Source organism: Paenisporosarcina sp. TG-14, from assembly GCF_000297555.1.
Lineage (GTDB): Bacteria > Bacillota > Bacilli > Bacillales_A > Planococcaceae > Paenisporosarcina > Paenisporosarcina antarctica.
In genome coordinates this window covers 41,788-67,697 of sequence record NZ_AMGD01000005.1, presented here as the reverse complement: position 1 = coordinate 67,697, position 25,910 = coordinate 41,788, and the positions used below count along the sequence as shown (strand labels likewise).

The following is a 25,910-nucleotide window of genomic DNA, read 5'->3' as shown; positions in this document are numbered from 1 at the left end:
TACATAGTTTTTTCTGGTCAACCTTTTAAAGTGTTCCCTACTATCGAGAATTTTTGCTAATGAATGGTGTTTTAAATGGAGAATTTGGGAATGCTAAAACAACCTATATATGACGGAGGAATACTTATGTTCGATTCTATTAATAAGTACAAACAAGAGGATAATACCAAAAAACAAAATGATAATGAAAAGAAGAGCACCAAGCTATCTGCTAATGATGTGTCAGAGGAAAAAAGTGAGAATACGGAGACTGTAGTGTTACAAAACCGAATTAATACAGAAGGACTTTAAACGTATTCGTATTCGAGTGGCACAAGCCAAAACCAAGCCAATTAGCCCCCTACACACTGCGTGTTTCGGGGTGTTTTTGTGGGATGAATTGGGCGAAAGGGAATAAACTCTACTTGAACAGGAATAAACGGGGTTTGAACGGGAATAAAGCGACTGTGAACAGGAATAAACAGCTCACGAACCGGAATATATCAAAATGAACAGGAATAAACCCGATTGAGCGCGCCTACTAGTAAACGTAACTAAATTATTTGATCAAGTTAAAGATATTAAGATAATCGTAATTCACTCGAAGCTTATATAGCTCATGGTGTATAATGCAACTGTGAGCAAGAGTCATATCTACTGTTTGAATATCGTAATATAAAGAGACAAACATGAAAGCGAGTGAAAAAATATGGGGCGCAAATGGAATAATATTAAAGAAAAGAAAGCTTCGAAGGATTCAAATACTAGTCGTATTTATGCAAAATTCGGACGCGAAATTTATGTAGCAGCAAAACAAGGTGAACCAGATCCGGATTCAAATCGTGCATTAAAAATTGTACTAGAACGTGCAAAAACATATAGTGTTCCAAAAGTAATTGTGGATCGTGCAATTGAAAAAGCAAAAGGCGGCTCAGAAGAAAATTATGATGAACTGCGTTATGAAGGTTTTGGACCAAACGGCTCTATGGTAATCGTTGAAACACTGACAAACAACGTCAATCGTACAGCATCAGATGTGCGTGCTGCATTTGGTAAAAATAGTGGGAATATGGGTGTAAGTGGATCAGTAGCTTACATGTTTGATGCAACTGCAGTCATTGGTATGGAAGGAAAAACAGCGGACGAAGTTCTTGAACTTTTATTAGAAGCAGACGTAGATGTGCGTGACATTTTAGAAGAAGAAGAAGCGGTTATTGTGTATGCTGAACCCGATCAATTCCATGCTGTGCAAGAAGCATTCAAGAATGTTGGAATTATAGAATTTACAGTAGCTGAACTGACAATGCTAGCACAAAATGACATTACACTCGATTCTGATGCACAAGTACAATTTGAGAAAATGATTGATGCCTTAGAGGATTTAGAAGACGTTCAACAAGTTTATCACAACGTTGATTTGGTCGAATAAAGATTGAAGAAGCTGTACCTTAAATCAGGATTAACCTGGTTAAGGTACAGCTTCTTTTAATGGTATTTTCTTTTATTCTGAGTCCTTGCGCAGTTACGCTGGTCTTAATGAAATTGGAAAAGGGACATGCCTGGTTAGACATGCCCCTTTGTTTATATAAGATAACATAATAACTTTGAATGATATTGTTCATCCCGAATATTCGGGGAATAATTTCCTAAGAAAGTGTTCCTTGCTTTCCGTGCCGCGGTCATTTGTCCACTGGTTGTCTTCCTTAAGCAACGTAAACCCTACCTTCTTTTACGTCCTTGCGACCCTATAGTCGCGCCAGTGTGAATAAGTTTAATCAAAAACATCGAGTAGATGCCAGAATTTCAAATCTTACTTGCTATCTTATCTTGTTAACTAGATTATTATCACATGATTCTTTGGGTTTGTCAATAAACTTTCTAATATCCCTTTAATTCTGTTAGTGAAAGAAGATGATATGATTTTTTCTTTACAATTTTCCGTTATTGGTGTCTTCAAATCACCAAACGGAATAAAACTCCGCTAATCCCTAGGTCTCTCAATATAAATTACATAAGATAATAATAAATAATGAAAGAAAGGGGGGACTTTATAATGGAAAATTATAGTGCTTATGGTGCTTACGGTGATTGTGGAGGCTATGCTCCAGTTGGTGGCCAGTACGAGAGCTACCCTCGTAGAGGGAATACATTTGCTTTAATTGTGGTTCTTTTCATTCTATTAATTATTATTGGTGCACATTTCCAGAAAAAATGTTAAGTAGTAAACATTTTTGTGCGCAGTGAAAGAAAAAATATAACTACTCCCCCCGAAATTTCCCCATTCAAATAAAGATTTACGTATAAAGCATATGTTCACCACAACTAATCGAGTTGTGGTGTTTTTTGATTAGAATTCTGCTCGACTAATTTTTCAGGTCGCTTTGAACGGCAAACCCACGGCACCATAAGGTAGTTTAGCGTCGGATGTTTGTACGAGGCTCCAATAGTTTTTATTATCGAGCGATTGCTCAGTTGTAATTATTGGCTGTCACGTTGTAAATCTGGACGGCCACGTTGTAAATATAGACCTCCACGTTGTAAAATTCTCGATACATGTTGTGATAGTTAAATTTTGAAAGCTAGTATAGATTATTATTTAATATTCATTAACTCAACGACTCTAAAATGATATTCACTTATTGTAAGTCTCAGCACCATGTTAAACTGTTAATTTCTTGAAAGTACAAGCATACTTTTACAGTTTTTTCTTGATTTGAATGAATCTTATCCAAAGATTTTTCTTCGATATAAAAAATGTTTTTCCAAACTTACTTTTCTTTTAGAAATTCATTTGACATTGACGTAACGTAAAGGTGTAAGATGAGTTTGTCAGGAGTTGATGAAATGGAATATACGGTGCAAAAACTAGGGAAGTTAGCTGGAGTTAGTACACGTACGTTACGCTATTATGACGAGATGAATCTTCTCAAGCCTGCGAGAATCAATTCATCGGGCTATCGTATTTATGGTCAAACTGAAGTGGATCTATTGCAGCAAATTTTATTATACAGAGAACTGGGTATGAGTCTCGATCACATTAAGCAAATTGTGAACAATCCATCATTTGATGGTGTAAAGGCACTGAACGCTCATCGATCACAACTCCTAGACAAACGACAGCAATTAGATAAATTGATTGCCAATGTAGAAAAAACAATTTCTTCAACGGAAGGGAGTATCAATATGACGAACAATGAAAAATTTGAAGGATTTAAGCAAAAAATAGTAGATGATAATGAGCAAAAGTATGGAAATGAAATACGAGACAAATATGGCGATGATGCTGTGGATCAATCCAATGCTAAAGTTCAAGCTATGACTCAAGCGCAACATTTAGATGTGAAACAACTAGCGAAAGACATTACCTCAACTTTGGCTGTGGCATTTAAAACAGGAGACCCAGCAAGTGAACTTGCTCAAAATGTAGCGGAATTGCATAAGCAGTGGCTTATGTTTTACTGGAGTGAATATAGCATCGAAGCACATGAAGCGCTTGCCCAAATGTATGTGGATGATGAAAGGTTTAAAGCCTATTATGATAAAGAAGTTCCTGGAACGGCAGAGTTTTTACGAAACGCCATTGTTGTTTACACTAATGCATTAAAATAATAAATCTTTGGTCCAAAGTCTATAGACTACGGACCATTTTTTAGTTATCAATAAGTTTTTCCTGTGATTCAAGAGGTGAAAGAGCTTTCGTCTGATCTAGGTAAATAAAAGCGTCATAACGGTTTCCGATTTTGGAAGGAACATAATTATATTGTGCTTCATACGCAGGGTCGTACACCACGCCAATTGCTCTATGGCCAATCCAGTCATTAAAGAAATGACGATTTTTATTAGTAAAGATTAACAACTTATTAAACGCACCACTCATATGTAAAGCATCCTCCCAGGAGCCCTTCAAAGCGGAAGGCACTTCAATCTGTTTATAGGGAACTCCCCATTCCTCTGCAGCAATGACAGTTCCTCGATGAGTACCAAACCCCACAGTATAGACATCTTTCTTTTTATTCTGTAGTCGAACAATCTGACCTACATTCATCATGTCGGATGCTTCCATATCTGTAGCTGAAGCATCTCCTATATGGGAGTTGTGTTCCCAAACGATAATTTTTGCTTGTTCTCCGTGGTAATCCATTACTTCATTGATAACTTCAACCATATGCTTGTCTCTAATATTCCAAGACAACTCATCACTTCGAACCATTGCGCGGTAATAGTTTTCAGCGTTATGTACAACCATGGCATTCACTAGTAAATTCAAATTTGCTTCTTGTTCAACTTTACTTTTGCCATCGTCGCGTGCTCGAATGGAAGTCAAGAGTTTTGAAACTGCCTCTACACATGCTTGTGAAATGTTAACAGAGGCCATCGCATAGCTGTCAGAATCCCGGTTAAATGGTTTAAAACAACGGAGCGCTTTTTTTGCTAACTCTAAATCAGTTCCGTCAGGATGTGTTTTTCTTAAATATGTAATCACTTCATCTAAGGATTCCCACAAACTGTATACATCAATTCCATAAAACCCTATTTTGTGATTCGCTTCTTTTTGTTGGTTGTGCAACTTTAACCATAAAATAAATTCAGCGATTTCTTCATTCGCCCACATCCATGAAGGCCATCGTTTAAATGTACTTAATATATCTCGTACATCTTTCTTCTCTTCGTCAAAGCCCTTAATAAACCTGTTAATTTGCTGGGTGGATGGCCAATCCCCTTCGATAGCAATAAGCGTAAATCCTTTTTCTTGGATTAGCTTTTTGGTTAATGCTGCCCGAACTGAATAAAACTCAGAAGTACCGTGGGTTGCTTCTCCTAAAAGGACGATTTTCGCTTCCCCAATTGCTTCAATAATAGGTTTTAAATCTTCGTCTGTTTCGAATGGAAGGGCATAGCTTTTTATCGATTCATCAAGAGAATTCAATATAAAACTCCTTTTTATTCAAGTATTAGTTTAGAGATAATATTTCAGTCATACTTCATAAGACCTTACATGAATACAGGGAATGAAACCATTTTTCAGTTAGCATACACGATTTATAACTAGCTGCAAAACATATTAACAAAAGAAATGGCCATAAGTCAGTAGACTAAAGGCCATTCCTTCCTATTCAATTATTTGTATACGTGTGTCTTTAAACCAAACATGCATTTGTGCTAAGTGCGCGAGTAACTGTGGACCTGACATTAACTGTCCGAACCATGGTACTTTGAATGCGGCTCCTTTAGAATCAACTAGTTCGTTTAGTCGGTTACGATCAAAAAGCTCATGTAGAATTGAATTCTTGTCTTTCAGAATTTCTTTTAGCCATAATTGAACACGGTCTGTGTAATAGGGGTTATGTGTTTTGGGATAGGGACTCTTTTTACGATAAAGCACTTCGTCAGGCAACATGCCATCTAATGCTTTACGCAAAATGCCTTTTTCCCGATTTCCAGCCATCTTCATATCCCATGGAATGTTCCAAGCGTATTCGACGAGACGATGATCGGCAAAAGGCACTCGAACTTCTAGACTAGCCCCCATACTCATGCGATCTTTTCGATCAAGCAGGGTCGTCATAAACCACACTATGTTTAAATAAAACATTTCTCTTCGTTTTGCATCTATGCTACTTTCTCCATCAAGTCTAGGGGTTTCGGCTACGGTTTCTTCGTATGCTTGTCGAGCGTAGGCTTCAAGATTTAGTTTTTGACGCCAATCATCTTTTAATAAAGATACACGTTCATTCGTTGACCGCATCCATGGAAATCCAGTGCCGTTTAAATCTTTGACGTTGTGGAACCACGGATAGCCTCCAAAAATTTCATCGGCACATTCTCCTGACAACCCGACTGTGAAATCTTGTTTGATTTCTCGACAAAACCACAGTAAAGAAGAATCAACATCCGCCATTCCTGGTAAGTCACGGACATGAACAGCTTCAGTCAAGTCATTGATTAATTGGTCTTGGGTGATGATCGAAGAATGATGCACGGTACCGAATGTATCCACTATTTTATTAATAAAAGGACTATCTGCATTTGGTTGGAACTCATTCGCTTTAAAAAACTTGGCATTGTCTTCGTAGTCAATGGAATACGTATGGAGTGGACCTTTTCCTTCTAACTTATAACGATTGGCAGCGATAGCGGTAATGGCGCTGGAGTCAAGGCCACCTGATAAAAACGTACAAAGTGGAACGTCTGATACAAGTTGCCGTTCCACTGCATCAGTTACAAGGAATCGAACTTTCTCAGCAGTTTCATCGAGGGAATCTGTATGCACTTCACTTTTAACATTCCAGTAGCGCCAAATTCGCAGACCTAGCCGAGAAATAGTTAGGGCGTGAGCAGGGCGTAGTTCATGTATTCCGTGGAAAACTCCTGAACCAGGCTTTCTAGATGGGCCAACAGCTAATACTTCCGCCAAGCCTTCACGCGAAAGCTGTGGTTTTACATCGGGATGTGCAAGAAGGGACTTTATTTCTGAACCAAAAAGAAATCCTCCATTATTTTCACTATAAAACAATGGTTTGACCCCAAGACGGTCACGCGCAATAAAAACTTTCTGGTCTTTTTCATCCCAAATGGCAAAGGCAAAAATGCCATTAAAATACTCAACGCATTGTTCTTTCCATTCGATATACGAAGTCAATAATACTTCAGTATCGGAATGTCCTGAAAAAGTATAGCCTTTTCTTAGCAGTTCTTTCCGAAGATCTTCCGTATTATATAATTCGCCGTTGTAGCTAAGTGTATACCGATTGTCATGATGAACTTTTGTCATCGGCTGTTTGCCACCTATAGGATCGACAACTGTCAATCGTCGGTGACCAAAAACTGCATGTATATTTAACCACACATTCTCATCATCGGGTCCACGCTTAGATAGCGTCTTCGTCATTTTCTCAACGACAGATGCTTGCGTACGTAAATCTCGGTTAAAATGAACCCAACCTGTAATCCCACACATTGTTCTTCATCCCTTCCAGCTTAAAGTCTTAATTAATTGCATCTCCCTAGCCTATGCAAAATAATCAATATTGCTCACGAGATAGGAAATCAAACCAAGTCTGCCGAATCATTTGAATAGAGAACGGTGGATAGAAAGGGGAATATGCATGAAAATATGGTTTGCTTACAACTGGGTGGCAAGAGAAGAATGGTATAAGTGGTGTGAGGATGTACCACCGGAGGAACTTCTAAAGATTCGCACAGGCGGAGTGGGTGGAATCTTGCATACTTTGTTCCATATTATCGATGCGGAGTGGAGTTGGATTCGCATTATGCAAGGCAAGCCTGATTTTCAAGAGAGTTTTGAGGATTACCAGAGTTTGGAGAGCGTGAAAGGATTGGATATGCTCTTTAAAAAAGATGTGGAGGAGTTTGTTGCTACGTGGAAAAGTAGTTTGGAAAATGAACTTTTGCAAGAAATCAAACAAGATGGAAGCATAGAAACCCTCACATGGGGGGAAATAATGCGTCATGTCATCGCACATGAAATCCATCATGTCGGTCAAATGTCTGTGTGGGCTAGGGAAATTGGAAAACAACCCGTCTCAGCAACTCTAATCAGAAAAGGACTCATTGTGTAAATGTATAATAACGCGGCTTCGTTCATGACTATTCTGCATGACTAGGGTTTCCGGGAAGCTTTGGATGGAAAACCCAATGAGTCATACCTACAGAATGAAAGAGAAGTACGAGGTGACGAAACATACCTAAAAGCAATCTTACTGGGGTTGTGCACACGTCGCTCACTTATAACTTTTACGGGCTTTTGGTTTACTAAAGAATAGACACTTACTACATAGAAAACAAGCTGCCGAAGATACAATTTTCGGCAGCTTTTTACTTTATTTAAGTATTCTCAATCCTCCTGAAGTACGAAAATGGGTTTTGCCAAAATGTAACACGTCTCTATCTTAAAAAGAGATGGTTCTATTTGTCGAGCGGTCGCTCAGTTGTAATTATTGAGTGTCACGTTGTAATTATGGAACGTGACGTTGTAAAAATAGAACTCCACGTTGTAAAAATAGCGTTTCACGTTGTAATAGTAAAATTATGGAATATAATTAGGTGTTGAAATGTGAAAGACATCAAGTGCTATATGGTCACTTCATCTGTTGCGGCGGATCTTCAGACGCCTACTTTAAAAGTCAGTGTTTCTTTTCACAAATAACAAACTTAAAACACTATATTCATGGATGCACACATCCTGCAGGGTTCCTATACGAAAAGACAGCTAATGAAGTGACAAAGTCACTTCATTAGCTGTCTAATAATCTTGTAGCAGGTTTGCAATCCAAAGAAATCTGAAACCCAAATGGATACTGTAGCAATAAAAATATTTAGCATGAACTTAAAATCTTTAGCAACAAGAATTTTTTGTAAGTAAGTTCGTACTACAGACGCCCGTTTCTGGCAAATCTAATTCTACGCGTTTAGCTGCTTCTAGATCGCCTGTTAAGTGAGCGACAATTGACCTTACTTGCTCATAACCTGTGGCCATTAAAAAGGTTGGAGCGCGTCCATAACTCTTCATACCTACGATATAAAAGTTTTTTTCAGGTTGACGTAGTTCAGTTTCTCCATGAGGTCGGACAGTGCCGCAACTGTGTAAGTTCGGATCAATAAGTGGCGCAAGTTTCGAAATACTTTCAGATGCAGAATCTATGTCTAATCGAATTTCTCGTAAGAAATTAAAATTAGGACGAGACCCAGTATTCGCAATAATTTCATCGATATGGTGAATCGCAGTTCCTTCACCTTTTGTAGTTCCGTGAATTGTTAAAGCGTTACCTTCATCAATCACTTGGTGTATTAGAAAAGGGGTATGAGTGGTAATTCTCCCGCTATCAACTAATTGGTGAATACGAGATCCTAATTGACCTCTAGCCGGAAGTGCATCTAAAGCTTCTCCTCCATATGCATCTTCTACACGGTTTTTGCGAAGAATCCACACGATTTCGGTCCCTTCCAGAGTGGCTAATTCTAAAATAGTATTGATTGCAGAATGACCACCACCGACTACTGCAACTCGCTTATGTTCAAACTTTGAACGAGATTCTCCCGTTATATCAGGAATGCCATACGTTATTTTAGATGCTAGTAATTCCTCTTGCTTTGTCCAGACATTGTCCGCATTAACAGGATTAGGTTGCCCCCAAGTTCCAGTGGCATCTATGATTGCTCTAGCTTCAATTCTTTCAGTTTGACCTTCTTTTTCTACATACAAAACAAACGACTGTTCATCTCGTTTCGCATTCTTCATCTTATCTAATCCATTTTTGCTAATAGCCATAACTGTTGAATCTAATTTAATAAACGGTTTAATTTGAGGCAGATTGGCTAATGGGATTAAATAATCCTCAACGATATCTTTTCCATAGGGCAAGCGTTTCATAACGGGTGCTAGCCAACCGTTCTCTTGTAAAAGGTGCATAGCTACTTTATCAATATTGAACTGCCACGATGAGAATAAACGTACATGTCCCCATGTCAAAATATTATTTCCTACACTAGGACCAGACTCAATAAGTACAAACTGTTCATTTTTAGCTACTAAATGTGCTGCTGCAGCCAAGCCAACGGGACCTGCTCCGATAATTGCGATTGGCATAGTTGAAAGTGCACCCTTACTTACAGGTGTTTCACAACAATTCGTTAAAATGGTAAAGCTCATTTTGTCTTTCGTGATGTGGATTCCTCTTTTCTTTATAGTTGTGAAATGCAAGTATTAACTAAGTGTAAGCAAGATTTCTCTTGCTTAGATTAATGGTGTGCAGCAGACACTTGATTTTGACATGGCATTATTTAATAGCTTAATTGATCTTAAAACGGTTTCTTGTTCAAATTCATTCATATGTGAGAAGATTTCATCTAAATATGCGTTCATTGATGATTCTACTGATAGTGCTATTTTATGTCCTTCGTCTGTTAAAGATAAAATATAAAAGCGTTTGTCATCAGGAGAGGGAGACTTTGCAACAAGTTGCATCTTTATTAACGTTTGTATTTGGCGACTAAATGTCGTAACATCAATCGCTAAAATGTCTGCGATTTGTTGCATCGATGGACTATGTTGTTTATCTATTTCATATAGAATATGACTATGAACGGTTGTAATATCGATGTTACCACCTGCACAACAGTTTTTATTTAATATACCGAAGCGGCGAGTTAAAATTTGAAAAAGCTCACGTTTGTTATCCATGTTGTCACCTCTTTAAATTAATTATATGTCATTCATTTGCAAAATGCAACTATTATATTAAAGTTAATTTAAAATAAGGAGTGTTCATATGAAATTTATAATTCGTCAAATGATTCCTTCAGATTGGGGTCAAGTTAAAGAAATTTACGAAGAGGGTATCAAAACGAAAAACGCGACTTTTGAAACAATAGCACCATCGTATGAAAAATGGATGGGATCAGCACACCCAGGTTGTCATTTAATTGTAGAAGAAGATTTTCAAGTGTTGGCATGGGCAAAAGTACTTTATACATCAGCCCGTCCAGTATATGCAGGTGTGGGAGAAGTCAGTATTTACGTACATCCAAAAGCAAAAGGAAGAGGAATCGGAAAACATCTTTTATCTGAATTGATACTTGTATCTGAGCAACAAGGATTTTGGACACTAAAAGCAAGCATCTTTCCTGAAAACGAATCTAGCATCCAGCTCCATAAAAAATGTGGATTTCGCATCTTAGGAATACACGAGAAAATTGGGGAGATGGATGGAGTCTGGCGGGATAATATCATTATGGAGAGAAGAAGTGATTCGGTAGGTGTTGATAAATAAATTAGTGTCTGTAAAGGAAAAAGTCACACAAGCATTCTCAAAGAACTTGTGTGACTTGGTCAGCACTTCATTATTTACCTAGGTGACGTCTCTGGGTTACCGATTGACCACCTATTCCCCAATTGTCAGTATCTACTTCATCGATAACAACAACAGTTGTTTCAGGATTTTTGTCTAAAACATCCACTAATAGCTGTGTGACGCCTTTAATAAGTTCTGCTTTTTTCTCTGGAGTTACATGTTCATTTGTAATTTTAATGTTTACGTAAGGCATTTTCATCACTCCTCGCTATTCTTACATGTAGAATTCATGATTTTTCGAATTGTAATGTCTTGCTTCAAGCGGTATCCCACGGGGGCAGAAAGGCGCAATTTGCGCTTTCCATCTTCGGCGCATTTTAAGAAGACGTTTGCGCTTACCTTACATCCATTCTAGAAATTCCAATCGATTCCCGAATGGATCATCCACATAGAACCGTTTCGCTCCTGGTAATTTATCGTCAACTTGAATCGAGATACCTTTTTCTCTGATATGAGTAGCAAACTCTTCTATATCTGACACTTCAAAAGCGGGATGTGCTTTTTTCGCTGGTATAAAAGATTTTTCTACGCCAACGTGAATGTGTACATGTCCATTCGAAAACCAAACGCCTCCATTTCTCTTTAACTCATGCGGTTTTTCTACTTCTTGCAATGAAAGAATTCCTTGAAAAAACAAGCGTGCTTTTTCTTCACTACCAATTGGTGCTGCTAGTTGAATATGATCAACTCGTTTAATTAACATCATCTTTGCTTTCCGCCCTTTCTTGTTTAACTAAAGGAAGTAAAAATAGTGCGGCGATAAATACTACTAAAGCTGCGCCTGTAAGTGCCCCAGTATAACTTTCTGTTTCTGCAGTTAATACTCCTGCAATCGAAGGTCCAATCATTTGTCCAAGTGCATAAACGGTCGTCATGATAGCGATGACTCGTGCACTACCAAGAGGATTTTTATCGCGTGCAAACGCTGTGGCAAGAGTCGTTACCCCCATAAAAGTTGCACCAAAAAGAATGGCACTTACATAAAAACTGAAAGAAGAATCCGATAACGCTGGTAATACGATACCAACAGCTTGAATTAGTAATAGAATCATTAAGGACAACATGTACCCATATTTACTTCCAAAGTATGACCAGATGACGCATGAAGGGATTGCCATTAAACCAACTAAGACCCAAACACTTGTGGCATTGCCACCAAAAGAGGGAGTCTGTTGGGCAATTGCAACAATGAATGTCCCAGTGACTATATAACCTAATCCTTCTAATCCATACGATACCAATAACCATGGGAGCCATTTCGTCTTTTTCTTTGGTTTTATAGGTGTAATAGACAGAGTGACAGAAGGTTCGGTGGTATCTTCTTTAATGGTTAGAAACACAATAATACTTAAGAGTCCGGCTAAGCAAGCAAGACCTATCCAAGCACCTTGATAATGAAAGTTCTCTATTAATAGAGGAACAAGTAATCCCGATATGAAAATACCAAGACCAACCCCTCCATACATAATGCCAACCCATCCAAGTTTCCGTAGTTTTGCCAGTTGATCAAGTATTAAACTCGAAGCTAAAACGAAAACGAATGCACTGGTAATGCCTGAAAAGAAACGCCATACCATCCATGAAGTGTGACTATATGTAAGACCCATGAGTAACGTTAATAAAACACTGAAAATGATAGTAACTCTCAAAAAAATTGCGCGATTGCGTTTTAAAGGAACAAGAATGGCGATAATAGCACCAACCAAGTAACCGGCGTAATTACTTGAGGCTAAGAAACCAGCGAAGCGTGTAGAAAATTCAGCTTCTTGTTGCATAAAAGGCAAGATAGGTGTGTAAGCAAAACGCCCTATACTCATGGCAATAAAAAGGGCGAAAACGCCACCGATGACAATTGAATAAGGATTTCTAGACAAGGCGATTCCTCCATTATTTTTCTTTTCCCATCATACTCTATTAAATGAAAAATTGAAAAAAAGGTTTGATTTCCATGATAAAGAGGAGATATATAAGGAAAAGCAAAGAAAGTAGGACATAACATATGAATGTTCAACAATTAAAGCAATTGAAAGATCAACTAACGCAAGACTTGCAAGAAGTAAAAGGACGTCTTCAGGAAGATGCCCCTTTAGAAACAACGGAGTTATCCAATTATGATAATGATCTTGCTGATAATGCGACGGATTTGACAGGTCAAAATACAGAAATGGCAATTGAACATCACAAGGAAGAAGAAATAGAACAAATTGAAACGGCATTGCAAGCAATTGAAGATGGTACGTACGGAATTTGTGCAGTAGGTGGGGAAGGCATTCCATTTGAAAGACTTGAAGCTTTACCAACAGCACAAACATGTGTTGAACATGCCGATCAAGATGTTTAAACAAAAAGAAGATAAGCAAGATTAAACAGATAATTTTAAAATTTAAATAAAAAACGCAAACGGAGACTTCTTTCGTTTGCGTTTTTTAACTATTTTAGAAAGAGAGTTTCACACTATTCAAAAGAGTAAACTTTATTCTATAATTAAAAATATGAAAATATATATAAATTGGATGAAGAACAAATAATTGCAAAAAATAAATGGTCATTTCGTTAATGTTCAACTTTTAATGAAGAAGGGGGTAATTTAAGATGAAATTAGTCAAGCCATCACTTGAGTGGAAAGAACAACACAAAGTTTACATGGAAGAATGGGGATCTGCACGAATGGTTCCGAGTAGCATGGATTTATCAGGGTTTCATACATATGAAGATTATTTAGATACATTGGACGAACGTGCAAAAGGCAAGACCCCTTGGGTACCGAGTTCCCATTACTTTTTAGTAAATAATGACCATCAAATAGTGGGAATGGTCGATATTCGTCATGAACTTAACGAGTTTTTGCGAACAATCGGTGGGCATATCGGGTACGGTATTCTGCCCTCTGAACGAAATAAAGGGTACGCAACCTATTTATTAAAAGAAGCACTTAATAAATGTAAAGAACTTCATATCAATCAAGTTCTAATAACATGTGATGAAGACAATATTGGTTCTACAAAAGTCATTTTAAATAATGGGGGAGTAGAAGACGATTTGTTTATAACTGAAGAAGGTCAGATGAGAAGAAGGTTTTGGATTTCTGTTAAGGAATCTTGAAAATAAATGTCTGAATATTTTATAAATTTTTTCATCCAATTATAAGGGAATTATTTCATATGTGATAGTATAAGATAAATAGCCTATTAAACTAGCTAGTGGTACCTATTACCAAGTGTGAATTTAACTGGAAAAGATAAATTTATTTTCAATAAAAACAGTAAAATGGTGCTAAAAAATATAAAAAGTAATAAAAAATGGTAAAAATCTGTTTTCAATCTACCAATTATCAGTTAAACTGAATTTAATTAAATGAAAATTCACATTATTAGCAAGCTTAAATATACCTTTGATTTTTATGAATGCAACCCATATTTGTCTAATTCAATAGAAAGGAGCGCGAATCATGAATCAAGTATTAGAGACCATGGAATCAAATGAAATACTTCAAAGTGAAATGATGTATATCAGAATAATGGAGTATTCAGTTGAGACCATTATTATTCATGCAGACTATAAAATTATTTATATTAATCAAGTAGGATCTGAATTTTTAAGGGGAACAAAAGAACAAATAATTGGCTCAAACTGTTTAGATATTATTCAGGATGACATGAAGGACATGATTCGGGAACGAATTGAACATGGCATGTGTGGAGAAGAACCTCTTGAAGTGATTGAACAAGCGATTATACGATGTGATGGGACCCTCGTGGATGTTGAGTTTTACTGTCAGCCAGTTCAATTTGGTAATCGAAGAGCCATGCAAACCGTTTTTAGAGATATTACGATACGAAAAGAAACGGAGAAAATGTTGTATGATCGACAGAAAATGGCGTCGATTGGACAAATTGCTGCAGGTATTGTACATGAAGTGAAGAATCCGCTAACCTCAGTCAAAGGTTTTTTACAATTACTAAAGGAGAATAATCCACACCCTTATTTAATAGCGATGGAAAGTGAATTAGAGAAGGCAATTGATACATTGTCAAATTTACTTCAAGTAGCTAAACCGGATCTCTACAGTGAACCAATTACCGAAATTGATTTATGTAAAGAACTGTCCTCTCTTTTGTTTTTATTTCAAGACAAACTATATGACATAGAGATTGAAACAGATTTTCAAGATTGTGATAAACATATATTTGGAAAGAAGAATATGTATTTAAAAGCGTTTTTTAATTTGATTAAAAATGCAATTGAAGCAATGCCAGGTAAAGGGAAGCTTCGAATTGAACACTACTATCAAAGTGACAGTGTTCATGTGAAAATTAGCGATACCGGTGTCGGTATTCCTAAAGATAAAATCAATTTACTTGGAACTCCATTTTATTCGAACAAAAGCGATGGAACCGGTCTAGGGTTAACACAAGTATTCTCTACAATTAATGATCATGGTGGACAAATAACTGTACACAGTGTTGTCGACCGGGGTACAACAGTTCACATGAAATTACCAGAGAACCCAGTTGGTTTTGAAATGCATTGAATTATGTCTATTTGTCGATTCTTAGACATGAGAAATGTATAGTGAAACTCAAATTTCAATATTGATATAGGTAGAGATTAAGTATTATACTTGTTAATGTCCATTCAGATATCCTGAAAAGGGCATTTTTTTTTCGTTAATTTAAGAAAGTATAAGTTTTTTCGAGCAATACCTTCGTACTTGGAGTTGTTATGTCTAGCTCCAAAGCTCACACCTAAGCTTCAGAACCAGTGATGAGCTAGTAGGCGCTTTCTGCTTTTCTTATATAAATTCATAAAAAAGCACCAATCTATGAAAGACTGATGCAAAAAAATTATAGAGCTTTTAACATACCGCCGTCTATGATAAGAGATTGACCGGTCATATACGTATTTGCGGGAGATGCTAGAAATAACACAACCTTAGCAAATTCTTCAGGTTGTCCATAACGTCCGATTGGAATCAAACTTTCACTGCGTTTTACAATGTCTTCAACAGAAACACTTTGTCTAGTTGCTGCAATTTGGTCGAGTTCAGCAACGCGGTCTGTTGCAATACGACCTGGACCGATGGTATTTACTAAGATATTATTTTTCGCATATTCTCTAGCTAAACTTTTTGTCAGTCCAACCATACCAGATCTGAAGGTATTGGATAGGATCAACCCATCAATGACTTCTTTTGTCGAAGAAGAAGAGATATTGATGATACGTCCGAAATTAGTTGCTTCCATATGAGGCAATACGGCACGTGTCGTCCGAATATAACTAAGTAAGTTCTTTTCAAATGCAGCCATCCAATCACTATCTTCTAAGTCTTTAAATCCACCAGCAGTTGGTCCTCCTGTATTATTAATTAATATATCGGCACCGCCAAATTCTGCCGTTACCCAAGCAAAAAGAGCGTTTATGTCTTCAACTGAAGACATGTCACATGTTTTAGCATAAACATGCTGGTTATTCGTCAGTTGCTTAATTTCATCAACTGTCTGAGCCAATGTTGCTTCATTACGACTGGATAAAAGAACTGTAGCCCCTTCTTTAGCAAATTCAAGAGCTGTTGCTTTTCCTAAACCTTTACTCGAAGCCGTAACGACAACGACTTTATCTTTTAATTGTAAATCCATACAATCCCTCTTTTCTTTAAACTTATATGACTTCAAGCTTAACTTCTAATTCAATCTCTACATTCCCTTTAAGTGCCCGACTAATCATACAAGAACTTTCGGCTTTTTTTGCTATTTTTTGCGCTAACTCCAAATCTGTTCCAAATTGTAACTTGAGATGAGGACGATGAATAATCTTTTTGTACGTGATGACTCCTTTGGTAATATCAACGATGCCTTCAGAGGTCAAAGTTAAACTTTCTTTCTCTATCTTGCTACGTTCAAGCATAGCGGCAAGAGTAATAATATAACAAGTAGCAGCTGCACCAAGTAACATTTCATCAGGATTCGTTCCAATTCCAGGACCGTCCATCTCAGGCGGAATCGAAATCTTGGTATGTAAGTTTGCAGTCTCTATTGTTCCCACATCATTACGAAGACCGGGCCAATTTGCCTTTAAATGAAAAGAATGAAGTGCCATAAAAATCCCCCTCGTTCTTCTATTCTTCATTGTAAATGATTTTACAGAATAATATAGTAATGATGTTTCGTGAAATGAAACTTTTTAATTGAATTTACAGTAGGAATAGCTTCTTTTGGGGACAGACGGGAATTGAGGTAATAAAGAGTGAGGAGGGATGGTGCAATGTTTTATTGTAATCCTTTTTCTATCTACTATAGTAGAAACTTAAACAGTGGTACACTTAAATTACATTTTAAGGGTACAAAGGGGCGTGAATACGCATGGATGAGCGAATGCTAACATTAAAAGGAAAGAGTTTTCAAAACTTTGACGAAGCGGCCGAATGTATTTTACAGATGATGAGTAAAATCGTCGATATGAATACACTGTTTATTGCAAAAAACGATAAGGAAACAAATCGTATTATCAAAGCAGTGAATGTAAAAGATAATCTTATAAACGAAGGGGAAGAACTGCCTTTTAAAGAAACCTTTTGCAAATTGACTGTAGACCATGGTCGTAAAATCTTAGTAATTGAAGATATAACTCAACACCAACAGGCTAATGAACTCCAAGTGGCAGCAGATTTAGGGAGCGGCTCTTTCATAGGCATTCCTATTTATTTTGAAAATGGAGAAAACTATGGAACCATCTGTGGATTAGATACGAAAAATATAGAATTTCCTGAGCAGCATATACAGATATTTGAATCAATGGCTTCTGTCCTTACATATGTACTTGAACTGGACAAGGCAAATCAACATATTCAAACACTAACTGCTCCTTTAGTGCCTATAACAAAAGGTGTAGCTATTTTACCGATTATCGGTGATATTACAGCACAACGAGCAGAAAATATTATTCAAATTGCTTTAGCGAAAAGCCGAGATTACGATTTAGACTATTTAATCGTCGATTTGTCCGGAGTTACTCAAATCAATGCTACCGTTAGTGGGGCGCTTTTAAAACTCGTTAAAATCCTAGAAATTATTGGAGTCAAACCTATTTTGACAGGTTTCCAACCTCAAATGGCTATGAATGCACTACAAGTACATATGGACCTCAAAGACATCACGATTGACTCTACTTTAGAACGAGCGCTCCAACGAATCGGTTTTGTATTACAACGTGAATAGCCAAAAGAAAACACCTTTTCACATTGGAAAGGTGTTTTCTTTTGTGCGATTTTTCACTACTTTTTATAAGACATAAAGCCTACACAGTGATATTTAACTGTAATGCGTAGGTTTAGAGAAAATTGATTTACTTATATAAAACACAGTGAAACTATCAAAAATTAAATATTATCCAACAATTATAGACATTATTACCTATAATTATTAGGGGATAATTTGTGGTTATTTTTTCTATAAGAATAAAGTGGGCATAAAGGTATATATTACAAATGTAACAGAAGGATCAATCTTGTCATGTAATTGATAAGTTTTTCACGCTTTTTTGTAACGCTCCTGTCATCTTCGGGTGCTATGCTGATGGTCGTTAGTGAAAAGGAGGAAATTCATTTATGAAAAAGAAAATCGTTGCACTAACTGCAATTGCAGCACTATCAGTAGGAGCAGCAGGCCAAGCATCTGCATCAGGAGTTCATACGGTACAATCAGGGGATACATTATGGGCTATTTCACAAGGCAATAATGTTAGCGTAGCAGATTTACAAGCTTGGAACGAGTTGAATTCTACTCTTATATATCCTAAACAAGAGCTCAAGTTAGCAGATAAGGTAGCAGACAAGGTAGTAGACAAGTCGGGGAAACATGTTGTAGTTAAAGGTGATACGCTTTATAAAATAGCCTCAATACACAATATCTCATTGGATGACTTAATGAATTGGAATAATATTTCAAGTGATTTAATCTTCCCAGGTAATGAGTTTGTATTGCAAGGAACTTCAGCACCTGCACAAACAACAACAGCACCAGCACCAGCTAAAACCACTCAAGCCTCTGCACCAGCACCAACTTCATCTACTGCAAAAGAGATGACAGTAACAGCAACAGCATATACTGCTTATTGCGAAGGGTGTTCAGGAACAACTTACACGGGTATTGACTTGCGTTCAAATCCAGACCAAAAAGTTATCGCAGTAGATCCATCAGTGATTCCACTTGGATCACGTGTATGGGTTGAAGGTTACGGAGAAGCAATCGCAGGAGATATTGGTGGCGCGATTAAAGGCAACATCATAGATCTCTTTATGGCAGATCAACAAGACGCTCTTGACTGGGGTCGTCAAACAGTAAATATTAAAATATTAGATTAATTTAATTGATTGAGAGAAGATGAGCCTTGTGCTCATCTTTTTTTGTTTTAAAGAGAAATTGAAGTGAAACTAGTGGTTCAGTTGTAAAAAATAAGGTTTACGTTGTAATAGTAAAAATCTATTTTTTATTCTAAGTAGTTTTAATAGATCTAACTTTACTTAAGCGAAATCCCTAGAAACGAGTTATTACAAAAAACAAGCTTGAGAGATTGCGCTCTCAAGCTTGTTTTCTTATCGTGGGCAAGTTTTACACGCTTTAACAGCGTCATGTGTTTGATAATATAAGCAACATGTTTTACGTAAAGTACTTCTTCCAGATTCATATAAAGCGATTGGATGTAACTTTTTAACTCCAAATTCCAAAGCCGATGATTCTATTAACTGCTGAAAAGTAATGTTATCTTGAAGTTTAGAAATAAAAATCCATTTAATGTAGATAAATATATTTTCAAATAATACAACACGTGAGATGCCTCTTTCTTTCGCGAGTAATTCAACGATAGGAACGACAGTTTGAGCATACAACTCTTGCGTGATCCATTCTACTGTAGACTGGCGAGGTTCTGCCGTTTCGAGAGGAAACGAATAAACAGGTGTCCAACTAGTATTTGTTGATTCTTTGGCAATCGTTACAAATGTGCATACTTTAGGGTGTATCAAAACAGCGTGTTTGTTACGAGCATAAATCATAAGAGCGGCTATGTATCCAATTCTTTTTGCCGTCATCGAAGCAGCATGTGCTCTTGTAGGACTACCGAATTCAGTCGTCAATCGAGTTAGATGTTGATCGAGAGAGGGTTCATGAAATAGATCAGATAGTGTTAATGTGTGTAATGCAAGTTGATCTTGATGCCAACTGAAATTTTCGACCATGTCTTCCAAGATAGCACTCTTCATTTAAGTACCACCCTTTTTGCGCCCTGTCATTAATAAGAAAATAAAATACGGTGCTCCAACAGCAGCCGTCCAAACACCAGCTGGAACTTCAATCGGGGCAAATGCTACACGTGCAATCCAGTCAGCAATGAGAACAAGGAGCGCGCCAATTCCTGCTGAAAATAAAACCATTGATTGAAATTTTGGTCCTACGATTCTTCTGGCAATATGTGGTGCGAGCAAGCCGACAAATCCGATACCTCCAGCAAAGGCAACAGCTACTCCGGTTAGTCCAGTACTTACTAATAGTAATAAAATTCGGTTTAGTTGAACCCGAGACCCAACCCCTGTTGCAATTTCATCCCCAAGTTCTAAAATATTCATTTGTCTACGTAACAAGAGAGAAATTGTGATAAACAATAACGCCCAAGGCATAATGACAAAAACTTGCGACCAATTCGCGCCGTATATGCTTCCTGTCGTCCAAATTGTAGCTTGGCTTGCACGATAAATAGGTCCCATTAATATCCATACGGTTGTGCCAGCTTGCATAAATGCAGCGACTGCAATCCCGATTAACAAGAGTCTAAACGGAGCAATACCATTCTTCCATGACAATAAGAAAACAACTAGTGCCGTCAAAGTAGCACCCAAAAAGGCGAATAATGGCAACCACTGAATGCTCACAGTTAATGAATTATTGTCATCTGAGAATAGAGTTAAGAATAAAACAACAGCGAAAGAAGCACCTGCTGTGATTCCGATTAAATCAGGTGAAGCAAGTGGGTTTTTCGTAATACCTTGTAAAATTGCCCCGGATACAGCTAGTGACATTCCGACGAAGAGAGCCATCACAATGCGAGGTAACCTAAAGTCGATTAAAACAGTTCGGTCAAATTCATCTCCGAAACCAAATAGCGCAGTAACTACTTTCGTTGGAGATAATGGGAATTCTCCAGAACCAGCTGATAATAACATGACCGTAACGACGGCAAGGAAAACAATAATTGTGGCAAAGAAGGGATGGCGAGTAAAATCAAGTCGATTGAATATTTTCATTTGTTATATCCCCAACTTTCTACGTGCCACAAAAATAAAGAAAGGCACCCCAATGAGAGCAGTCATAACACCTACTGGTAACTCTCGAGGCATTAATACATAGCGCCCTCCTATATCTGCAAGCAGTAAAAGAGCTGCGCCACCCATAGCAGAATAAGGAAGAATCCAACGATGATCGAGTCCAACTAATGACCGGATTAAATGTGGAATGATAATGCCAACGAATCCAATAGGACCAGCAACCGCTACAGCAGATCCAGCCAAAACAACGGCGCATGCGCCGAAGAAAAACTTAATCCACGCTGTTCGTTGACCAAGACCTACTGCAACGTCATCCCCAATACTTAATACATTCAATTCTTTCGCACGTACAAAAGCTAGCAATAGAGCAACTACCATGTAAGGTAACGCGTTAACCAGTAGATCAAGTGGTCGATTAGCCACTGAACCGGCTAACCAGAATAATACTTGATCTAGAGCGGTTTCATTTAAAACTAATAATCCTTGGGTAAACGATGCAAATAATGCTGTAATTGCGGAACCTGCCAGAGTTAATTTAAGTGGTGTAAGCCCTTCGCGACCAGTACTACTTAAGATGAATACAAGTGAAAAAGCAAAAGTGGCTCCTGCAAAACTAAGCCACATATAGGATTGTAAACTTTGAACAGACAAAAAAACGACCCCAACAACGACAAAGAAACTTGCCCCAGCATTAACACCAAGAATACTTGGTGAAGACAGTGGGTTTCTCGTGATGGACTGCATAATGGCACCTGAAACACCAAGACATGCACCAACGAAGGCTGCGATCACTGCGCGAGGAAACCGTACATCGCGAATAATTATATGTTCATTTGAAGAAGTCGGATGAACAAAAGCCAAGAACGCATCTGACCAAGTGGTATTGGTATACCCGTAAACCAAACTAGAACTCATTAAAATAATAATGGAAATGATGCCGATAGCAACACCCCAGCCACGTGTAGTATTTGTATGTAACATATTTAAACCTCTGAATTATTATTTTGAAAACACTTGTTGACAAGTAAAATCGTATCATATAAAGTACTAACTGTAAATGATTTTCATTCTCAATTGGGTGATAAAAAGGAGAAAAAAATATGAAGAAATTAGGTATTTTATTAATAGCTTTCATGCTACTAATTTTAGCAGCATGTGGCAAAACGCAAGAAAAACCTGCGACAAGTGGTGAAGATACAGCAAAAGAGGAAAGCTACACAGTTACACATGCAATGGGAGAAACAACGATTAAAGACGAGCCGAAACGCATCGTTGTGTTAACAAATGAAGGAGTAGAAGCCGTCCTATCAATGGGCGTAACGCCTGTTGGAGCTGTTGAAGCATTTACAGGAGATACGTGGTATAAACATACAGCTGACCAATTAAAAGACACAAAAACAGTAGGTAACGAATCAGAACCTTCACTAGAAGCGATAGCAGCTCTTAAACCAGATTTAATAATTGGAAACAAAATGCGTCAAGAAAAAATTTACGATCAGTTGAGCAAAATAGCTCCAACCGTATTCGCCGAAACATTACGCGGAGACTGGCAAGAAAATTTCAAACTATACTCAAAAGCAATTAATAAAGAAGACGTAGGACAAGAAAAATTAGATGCATACAATAACCGCATTGAAGATTTAAAAGTAGCTTTAGGTGATCAAACGAAGCAAAAAGTATCCATGGTACGCTTTATGGCGGGAGATGTACGTATTTACCATAAAGATTCATTCTCAGGTGTGATATTAGAGCAACTAGGCTTTGCACGACCTGCAGAGCAAGATTTACCTGATTTCGCAGAAAAAGGTGTCACAAAGGAACGGATTCCAGCAATGGATGGCGACATTATGTTCTATTTCACTTATGAAACAGGCGATAAGGAAGCAACAAAATTAGAAGATGAGTGGATTAACGATCCATTGTTCCAAAACCTTGAAGTTTCAAAAGCGAAAAAAGTATTTAAAGTAGACGATGTTATCTGGAACACAGCAGGTGGTTATTTAGCTGCTGATTTGATGTTGGATGACTTGGAAACCTACTTCAAATAAGTAAAATAGCTAGGCAAGGTAAAGTTAATTGCTGTAATGAAAAAAACTTATAAATATTATTCAAGAACTAGTGTTTTGACATTTTTAATTGTCAAAATACTAGTTCTTTTTATGATAAAATAGAAAGATAGAAAGGGTGAATAATCATGGCAAATGGTCAAATTCGTGCAGATGTAAAACCTGGCTTACAAGTTAACGTAATTCTGAAAAACGATCAACGCTCAGGTGTTAAAACAGCAGGTATAGTGAAAGATTTACTAACCAATTCGCCAAAACATCCTCACGGCATTAAAGTCCGATTAGAAGATGGACAAGTTGGTCGCGTATGTGACATTTTATCTTCTTAAAAAGAGAGGGAAATCCCACATGAATTTTTACGTGGCATCTAGTTTTCAAAACAAAGAAGTCGTTAGAAAGGTGTCATTCCAACTCAAGAAAATTGGGTGGCATCATACATATGATTGGACACAGAATGAACGGGCTAATTCACTTGAAGACTTACAAAAAATAGGGATGCTTGAAAAACAAGCAATTGCAGATTCACATGTCGTCGTGGTGCTTTTACCCGGTGGAAAAGGAAGTCATATTGAACTTGGACTGGCAATTGCAGGGCACAAAAAGATTTTCCTCTTTTCACCGAACTTAGAAGCGATGAATATGGAAACGACCAGCACGTTTTATCATCTACCCGAAGTGCAGATTTGCTTAGGTTCGATTGAGGATTTAATTTCAACAGTCATTAATAAAGGGACCACAAAATAGAGTAACAAGTAATCTTCAATACAAAATCGGAAAATAAGTGGGATGGGGGAACACGAAATGAGACAAGTAATTGCTTTAGGTGGCGGCGGCTTTTTAATGGAGCCAGAAAATCCTCTACTGGACCGATATATATTAAAACAATGCAAAAAAGTAAATCCAAGGATTTGTTTTATTGCAACGGCAAGTGGTGATGCAGAGGTATATATCGAGCAATTTTATGACTTCTTTAAAATGGAGAAGTGTGAACCCACACATCTTTCCTTATTTAAACCACATACGCGAGATATTAAGAAATTTATTATGAATCAAGATATTATTTACGTTGGTGGTGGCAATACCAAAAATTTAATGGCGCTGTGGCGTGAGTGGGAACTTGATGTAGCCATTCGCCAAGCCTACGACAATGGTACGATTCTTGCTGGGTTGAGTGCAGGGTCACTTTGTTGGTTTGAAGAAGGAGTAACAGATTCTTACGGTTCTGGACTTGAACCCATATCTTGTCTTGGCATACTCAGAGGTAGTCATTGTCCTCACTATGATGGTGAAGAAAATCGAAGACCAGCGTATCAAAAGTTCATAAAAGAGGGAAGTATCATAAGTGGTTTTGCCGCAGATGATGGAGTGGCTCTTCATTTTATTGATGAAGAATTGGATTGTATTGTCAGCTCTCGCCCAACTGCCCACGGTTATCGCGTGGATAAAGATAAAGAAACACAATTATCCACACTATATTTAGGTTTATAGCAGAGAAAGTAGGGGTTTAATATTTACATCCCATCATATTTTGAAATGAAGAATCGACAAGAAATAGACGAAGTAATAACTGCCCACGGGTTTGCGACTTTAACATCTATTCATCAGGGCTCATTAACAGCTACACATCTTCCGTTGCTGTTAAGTCATGATAAAACTGAACTAATTGGTCATTTTGCAAAAGGAAATCGACAATGGGTTGACTTGGAAGACCAAGAAGTATTGGTTGTGTTTCAAGGACCCCATTGTTACATTTCACCATCTTGGTATGAAAACCACAACTCTGTTCCAACATGGAATTATGTAACGGTTCATGTAAAAGGGAAAGTTCAACTCATGAAAGAGGAAGATCCACGACTTTGGCAATCAATGGTCGAATTAACCGAAAAGTACGAAGAACCTTCAAGTAAATATTCTTTACATGATGTCGAACCAGGGTATATATCTTCTTTATCAAAAGGCGTTGTCGGATTTGTTGTTGCTATCGATAACATAAAAGGGAAAGCAAAGTTAAGTCAAAACCATTCTAATGAGCGAGTGGAGCGGGTAATTGATGAACTAACAAAGATAGATAAATCACATGAACAAGATATTGGGAAATGGATGGAAAAGACATCACTACCAATAGAATAGTGGGGCGGAAAAATGAAGATTCGTAAACTAATTGGAGAAGACGCTGAAGTCTATTGGAATTTGAGACTTGAAGCATTACAACAAAATCCGGAAGCTTTTGCAACTACTTATGAAGATGCGATATCAAGATTAAACCCTTTGAAACGAGTAGCGAGTAATTTGGATGCCATAGAAGCTGCAACACTTGGTGTATTTATCGATAACGATTTAGTTGGTATAATGACAATTGCAGAAGAAGGGGCCCCTAAACTTCGTCACCGATTGAATTTGTTTGCTGTGTACGTAACTCCTAGAGTGCGTGGTAAACAAATAGGATCGGCTCTTTTGCATGCAGTAATTAATCATGCAAAAGAATTGCAACATGTGGAAAAAATCAATTTAACTGTCGTATCAACAAATATTCAAGCAATTCGATTATATGAAAAAGCTGGTTTTGTAGCGTTTGGTATAGAGCAAAATGCAATGAAAACTGGCGATACATATGTAGATGAAGTTTACATGAGTCTGGAATGGTAGATAAAGAAATAAGCAAAGCCAAAAAGCAATTCG

At 37.4% G+C, this 25,910-nt stretch carries 29 protein-coding genes; 17 read left to right on the top strand and 12 right to left on the bottom strand.

What is annotated here, in order from left to right:
- The first annotated feature begins 126 nt into the window (after positions 1 to 126).
- From C406_RS20615 to C406_RS0101995, 4 genes are all read left to right on the top strand, one after another.
- Entirely contained in the window at positions 127 to 291 is a 165-nt protein-coding gene (locus C406_RS20615; RefSeq protein WP_192812566.1) for a hypothetical protein, read from the top strand.
- Positions 292 to 688: 397 nt separating this feature from the next.
- Entirely contained in the window at positions 689 to 1,408 is a 720-nt protein-coding gene (locus C406_RS0102005) for a YebC/PmpR family DNA-binding transcriptional regulator (RefSeq protein WP_017378917.1), read from the top strand.
- Positions 1,409 to 2,032: 624 nt separating this feature from the next.
- On the top strand, positions 2,033 to 2,197 hold the full coding sequence (locus C406_RS21365) for a YjcZ family sporulation protein (RefSeq protein ID WP_017378916.1): 165 nt from the start codon (positions 2,033 to 2,035) through the stop codon (positions 2,195 to 2,197).
- A 626-nt stretch (positions 2,198 to 2,823) separates the two neighbouring features.
- A complete protein-coding gene (locus C406_RS0101995; RefSeq protein ID WP_017378915.1) occupies positions 2,824 to 3,588 on the top strand; it encodes a MerR family transcriptional regulator in 765 nt (254 codons plus the stop codon).
- 40 nt (positions 3,589 to 3,628) lie between these two features.
- On the opposite strand, the gene C406_RS0101990 is transcribed toward C406_RS0101995, so the two are convergent.
- Positions 3,629 to 4,906, bottom strand: coding sequence for an erythromycin esterase family protein (locus C406_RS0101990; protein ID WP_017378914.1), 1,278 nt, complete (start codon positions 4,904 to 4,906; stop codon positions 3,629 to 3,631).
- Between the two features lie 183 nt (positions 4,907 to 5,089).
- On the bottom strand, positions 5,090 to 6,937 hold the full coding sequence (asnB, locus tag C406_RS0101985) for an asparagine synthase (glutamine-hydrolyzing) (protein WP_017378913.1): 1,848 nt from the start codon (positions 6,935 to 6,937) through the stop codon (positions 5,090 to 5,092).
- Between the two features lie 148 nt (positions 6,938 to 7,085).
- On the opposite strand from asnB, the gene C406_RS0101980 reads away from it, so the two are divergent.
- Complete coding sequence (locus tag C406_RS0101980; RefSeq protein WP_017378912.1) at positions 7,086 to 7,559, top strand: DinB family protein; 474 nt, start codon at positions 7,086 to 7,088, stop codon at positions 7,557 to 7,559.
- A 776-nt stretch (positions 7,560 to 8,335) separates the two neighbouring features.
- On the opposite strand, the gene C406_RS0101975 is transcribed toward C406_RS0101980, so the two are convergent.
- Together C406_RS0101975 and C406_RS0101970 are read right to left on the bottom strand one after the other, a co-directional pair.
- Positions 8,336 to 9,649, bottom strand: a complete 1,314-nt coding sequence (locus C406_RS0101975; RefSeq protein ID WP_017378911.1) for an NAD(P)-binding domain-containing protein — start codon at positions 9,647 to 9,649, stop codon at positions 8,336 to 8,338.
- Positions 9,650 to 9,733: 84 nt separating this feature from the next.
- Entirely contained in the window at positions 9,734 to 10,180 is a 447-nt protein-coding gene (locus tag C406_RS0101970; protein ID WP_017378910.1) for a MarR family winged helix-turn-helix transcriptional regulator, read from the bottom strand.
- Between the two features lie 88 nt (positions 10,181 to 10,268).
- Here C406_RS0101970 and C406_RS0101965 point away from each other — a divergent pair, with 88 nt between their 5' ends.
- A complete protein-coding gene (locus tag C406_RS0101965; protein WP_017378909.1) occupies positions 10,269 to 10,769 on the top strand; it encodes a GNAT family N-acetyltransferase in 501 nt (166 codons plus the stop codon).
- Positions 10,770 to 10,839: 70 nt separating this feature from the next.
- On the opposite strand, the gene C406_RS0101960 is transcribed toward C406_RS0101965, so the two are convergent.
- The 3 genes from C406_RS0101960 to C406_RS0101950 form a co-directional block, all read right to left on the bottom strand.
- Positions 10,840 to 11,043, bottom strand: a complete 204-nt coding sequence (locus C406_RS0101960) for a 2-hydroxymuconate tautomerase family protein (protein ID WP_017378908.1) — start codon at positions 11,041 to 11,043, stop codon at positions 10,840 to 10,842.
- 147 nt (positions 11,044 to 11,190) lie between these two features.
- Positions 11,191 to 11,556, bottom strand: coding sequence for a VOC family protein (locus C406_RS0101955; RefSeq protein ID WP_017378907.1), 366 nt, complete (start codon positions 11,554 to 11,556; stop codon positions 11,191 to 11,193).
- Positions 11,543 to 12,724, bottom strand: coding sequence for a YbfB/YjiJ family MFS transporter (locus C406_RS0101950; RefSeq protein ID WP_017378906.1), 1,182 nt, complete (start codon positions 12,722 to 12,724; stop codon positions 11,543 to 11,545). The genes C406_RS0101955 and C406_RS0101950 overlap by 14 nt, the downstream gene beginning before the upstream one ends.
- A gap of 125 nt (positions 12,725 to 12,849) precedes the next feature.
- Between C406_RS0101950 and C406_RS0101945 the strand changes: the two genes are divergently transcribed.
- The 3 genes from C406_RS0101945 (at position 12,850) to C406_RS0101935 (ending at position 15,381) form a co-directional block, all read left to right on the top strand.
- Positions 12,850 to 13,191 (top strand): TraR/DksA family transcriptional regulator, encoded by a 342-nt coding sequence (locus C406_RS0101945; RefSeq protein ID WP_017378905.1) that lies wholly within the window; start codon positions 12,850 to 12,852, stop codon positions 13,189 to 13,191.
- Between the two features lie 251 nt (positions 13,192 to 13,442).
- Entirely contained in the window at positions 13,443 to 13,952 is a 510-nt protein-coding gene (locus C406_RS0101940) for a GNAT family N-acetyltransferase (RefSeq protein ID WP_017378904.1), read from the top strand.
- Between the two features lie 346 nt (positions 13,953 to 14,298).
- The gene (locus tag C406_RS0101935) at positions 14,299 to 15,381 is read left to right on the top strand and encodes an ATP-binding protein (RefSeq protein ID WP_017378903.1); all 1,083 of its coding nucleotides are present in this window, start codon (positions 14,299 to 14,301) and stop codon (positions 15,379 to 15,381) included.
- Positions 15,382 to 15,694: 313 nt separating this feature from the next.
- Here C406_RS0101935 and C406_RS0101930 read toward each other — a convergent pair whose 3' ends face one another.
- Both C406_RS0101930 and C406_RS0101925 read right to left on the bottom strand, forming a co-directional pair.
- Positions 15,695 to 16,486: an SDR family oxidoreductase gene (locus C406_RS0101930; RefSeq protein WP_017378902.1), complete on the bottom strand. Its 792-nt coding sequence runs from the start codon at positions 16,484 to 16,486 to the stop codon at positions 15,695 to 15,697.
- A gap of 22 nt (positions 16,487 to 16,508) precedes the next feature.
- On the bottom strand, positions 16,509 to 16,946 hold the full coding sequence (locus tag C406_RS0101925) for an OsmC family protein (protein ID WP_017378901.1): 438 nt from the start codon (positions 16,944 to 16,946) through the stop codon (positions 16,509 to 16,511).
- Positions 16,947 to 17,209: 263 nt separating this feature from the next.
- On the opposite strand from C406_RS0101925, the gene C406_RS0101920 reads away from it, so the two are divergent.
- Together C406_RS0101920 and C406_RS0101915 are read left to right on the top strand one after the other, a co-directional pair.
- Positions 17,210 to 18,064: an STAS domain-containing protein gene (locus C406_RS0101920; protein WP_017378900.1), complete on the top strand. Its 855-nt coding sequence runs from the start codon at positions 17,210 to 17,212 to the stop codon at positions 18,062 to 18,064.
- Between the two features lie 389 nt (positions 18,065 to 18,453).
- The gene (locus C406_RS0101915; protein ID WP_017378899.1) at positions 18,454 to 19,209 is read left to right on the top strand and encodes a LysM peptidoglycan-binding and 3D domain-containing protein; all 756 of its coding nucleotides are present in this window, start codon (positions 18,454 to 18,456) and stop codon (positions 19,207 to 19,209) included.
- A 231-nt stretch (positions 19,210 to 19,440) separates the two neighbouring features.
- On the opposite strand, the gene C406_RS0101910 is transcribed toward C406_RS0101915, so the two are convergent.
- Genes C406_RS0101910 through C406_RS0101900 form a run of 3 tightly spaced genes read right to left on the bottom strand, consistent with a single transcriptional unit; the run spans position 19,441 to position 22,146 of the window.
- A complete protein-coding gene (locus tag C406_RS0101910; protein ID WP_017378898.1) occupies positions 19,441 to 20,106 on the bottom strand; it encodes a (2Fe-2S)-binding protein in 666 nt (221 codons plus the stop codon).
- Positions 20,107 to 21,144, bottom strand: coding sequence for a FecCD family ABC transporter permease (locus C406_RS0101905; RefSeq protein WP_017378897.1), 1,038 nt, complete (start codon positions 21,142 to 21,144; stop codon positions 20,107 to 20,109).
- Between the two features lie 3 nt (positions 21,145 to 21,147).
- Complete coding sequence (locus tag C406_RS0101900) at positions 21,148 to 22,146, bottom strand: FecCD family ABC transporter permease (protein WP_017378896.1); 999 nt, start codon at positions 22,144 to 22,146, stop codon at positions 21,148 to 21,150.
- Positions 22,147 to 22,265: 119 nt separating this feature from the next.
- On the opposite strand from C406_RS0101900, the gene C406_RS0101895 reads away from it, so the two are divergent.
- The 6 genes from C406_RS0101895 to C406_RS0101870 all read left to right on the top strand — a co-directional run bounded on the left by C406_RS0101895 (position 22,266) and on the right by C406_RS0101870 (position 25,877).
- The gene (locus C406_RS0101895) at positions 22,266 to 23,213 is read left to right on the top strand and encodes an ABC transporter substrate-binding protein (RefSeq protein WP_017378895.1); all 948 of its coding nucleotides are present in this window, start codon (positions 22,266 to 22,268) and stop codon (positions 23,211 to 23,213) included.
- A 146-nt stretch (positions 23,214 to 23,359) separates the two neighbouring features.
- A complete protein-coding gene (locus C406_RS0101890; protein ID WP_017378894.1) occupies positions 23,360 to 23,560 on the top strand; it encodes a YwbE family protein in 201 nt (66 codons plus the stop codon).
- A 19-nt stretch (positions 23,561 to 23,579) separates the two neighbouring features.
- The gene (locus C406_RS0101885) at positions 23,580 to 23,975 is read left to right on the top strand and encodes a hypothetical protein (protein WP_017378893.1); all 396 of its coding nucleotides are present in this window, start codon (positions 23,580 to 23,582) and stop codon (positions 23,973 to 23,975) included.
- A 57-nt stretch (positions 23,976 to 24,032) separates the two neighbouring features.
- A complete protein-coding gene (locus C406_RS0101880; RefSeq protein WP_017378892.1) occupies positions 24,033 to 24,719 on the top strand; it encodes a peptidase E in 687 nt (228 codons plus the stop codon).
- A gap of 21 nt (positions 24,720 to 24,740) precedes the next feature.
- Positions 24,741 to 25,361, top strand: coding sequence for an FMN-binding negative transcriptional regulator (locus C406_RS0101875; RefSeq protein WP_026045573.1), 621 nt, complete (start codon positions 24,741 to 24,743; stop codon positions 25,359 to 25,361).
- A gap of 12 nt (positions 25,362 to 25,373) precedes the next feature.
- Positions 25,374 to 25,877, top strand: coding sequence for a GNAT family N-acetyltransferase (locus C406_RS0101870; RefSeq protein ID WP_017378890.1), 504 nt, complete (start codon positions 25,374 to 25,376; stop codon positions 25,875 to 25,877).
- Positions 25,878 to 25,910 lie beyond the last annotated feature (33 nt).

Bases quoted from the DNA above. Each gene is read 5' to 3' on its own strand.
- C406_RS0101980 (WP_017378912.1), top strand. From the start codon at position 7,086: ATGAAAATATGGTTTGCTTACAACTGGGTGGCAAGAGAAGAATGGTAT.
- C406_RS0101915 (WP_017378899.1), top strand. From the start codon at position 18,454: ATGAAAAAGAAAATCGTTGCACTAACTGCAATTGCAGCACTATCAGTA.
- C406_RS0102005 (WP_017378917.1), top strand. From the start codon at position 689: ATGGGGCGCAAATGGAATAATATTAAAGAAAAGAAAGCTTCGAAGGAT.
- C406_RS0101975 (WP_017378911.1), bottom strand. From the start codon at position 9,649: ATGAGCTTTACCATTTTAACGAATTGTTGTGAAACACCTGTAAGTAAG.
- C406_RS0101935 (WP_017378903.1), top strand. From the start codon at position 14,299: ATGAATCAAGTATTAGAGACCATGGAATCAAATGAAATACTTCAAAGT.
- C406_RS0101885 (WP_017378893.1), top strand. From the start codon at position 23,580: ATGAATTTTTACGTGGCATCTAGTTTTCAAAACAAAGAAGTCGTTAGA.
- C406_RS0101925 (WP_017378901.1), bottom strand. From the start codon at position 16,946: ATGGCACTTCATTCTTTTCATTTAAAGGCAAATTGGCCCGGTCTTCGT.
- asnB (WP_017378913.1), bottom strand. From the start codon at position 6,937: ATGTGTGGGATTACAGGTTGGGTTCATTTTAACCGAGATTTACGTACG.
- C406_RS0101890 (WP_017378894.1), top strand. From the start codon at position 23,360: ATGGCAAATGGTCAAATTCGTGCAGATGTAAAACCTGGCTTACAAGTT.
- C406_RS0101955 (WP_017378907.1), bottom strand. From the start codon at position 11,556: ATGATGTTAATTAAACGAGTTGATCATATTCAACTAGCAGCACCAATT.
- C406_RS0101945 (WP_017378905.1), top strand. From the start codon at position 12,850: ATGAATGTTCAACAATTAAAGCAATTGAAAGATCAACTAACGCAAGAC.
- C406_RS0101895 (WP_017378895.1), top strand. From the start codon at position 22,266: ATGAAGAAATTAGGTATTTTATTAATAGCTTTCATGCTACTAATTTTA.
- C406_RS21365 (WP_017378916.1), top strand. From the start codon at position 2,033: ATGGAAAATTATAGTGCTTATGGTGCTTACGGTGATTGTGGAGGCTAT.
- C406_RS20615 (WP_192812566.1), top strand. From the start codon at position 127: ATGTTCGATTCTATTAATAAGTACAAACAAGAGGATAATACCAAAAAA.
- C406_RS0101900 (WP_017378896.1), bottom strand. From the start codon at position 22,146: ATGTTACATACAAATACTACACGTGGCTGGGGTGTTGCTATCGGCATC.
- C406_RS0101960 (WP_017378908.1), bottom strand. From the start codon at position 11,043: ATGCCTTACGTAAACATTAAAATTACAAATGAACATGTAACTCCAGAG.
- C406_RS0101965 (WP_017378909.1), top strand. From the start codon at position 10,269: ATGAAATTTATAATTCGTCAAATGATTCCTTCAGATTGGGGTCAAGTT.
- C406_RS0101930 (WP_017378902.1), bottom strand. From the start codon at position 16,486: ATGGATTTACAATTAAAAGATAAAGTCGTTGTCGTTACGGCTTCGAGT.
- C406_RS0101920 (WP_017378900.1), top strand. From the start codon at position 17,210: ATGGATGAGCGAATGCTAACATTAAAAGGAAAGAGTTTTCAAAACTTT.
- C406_RS0101905 (WP_017378897.1), bottom strand. From the start codon at position 21,144: ATGAAAATATTCAATCGACTTGATTTTACTCGCCATCCCTTCTTTGCC.
- C406_RS0101870 (WP_017378890.1), top strand. From the start codon at position 25,374: ATGAAGATTCGTAAACTAATTGGAGAAGACGCTGAAGTCTATTGGAAT.
- C406_RS0101995 (WP_017378915.1), top strand. From the start codon at position 2,824: ATGGAATATACGGTGCAAAAACTAGGGAAGTTAGCTGGAGTTAGTACA.
- C406_RS0101970 (WP_017378910.1), bottom strand. From the start codon at position 10,180: ATGGATAACAAACGTGAGCTTTTTCAAATTTTAACTCGCCGCTTCGGT.
- C406_RS0101880 (WP_017378892.1), top strand. From the start codon at position 24,033: ATGAGACAAGTAATTGCTTTAGGTGGCGGCGGCTTTTTAATGGAGCCA.
- C406_RS0101910 (WP_017378898.1), bottom strand. From the start codon at position 20,106: ATGAAGAGTGCTATCTTGGAAGACATGGTCGAAAATTTCAGTTGGCAT.
- C406_RS0101940 (WP_017378904.1), top strand. From the start codon at position 13,443: ATGAAATTAGTCAAGCCATCACTTGAGTGGAAAGAACAACACAAAGTT.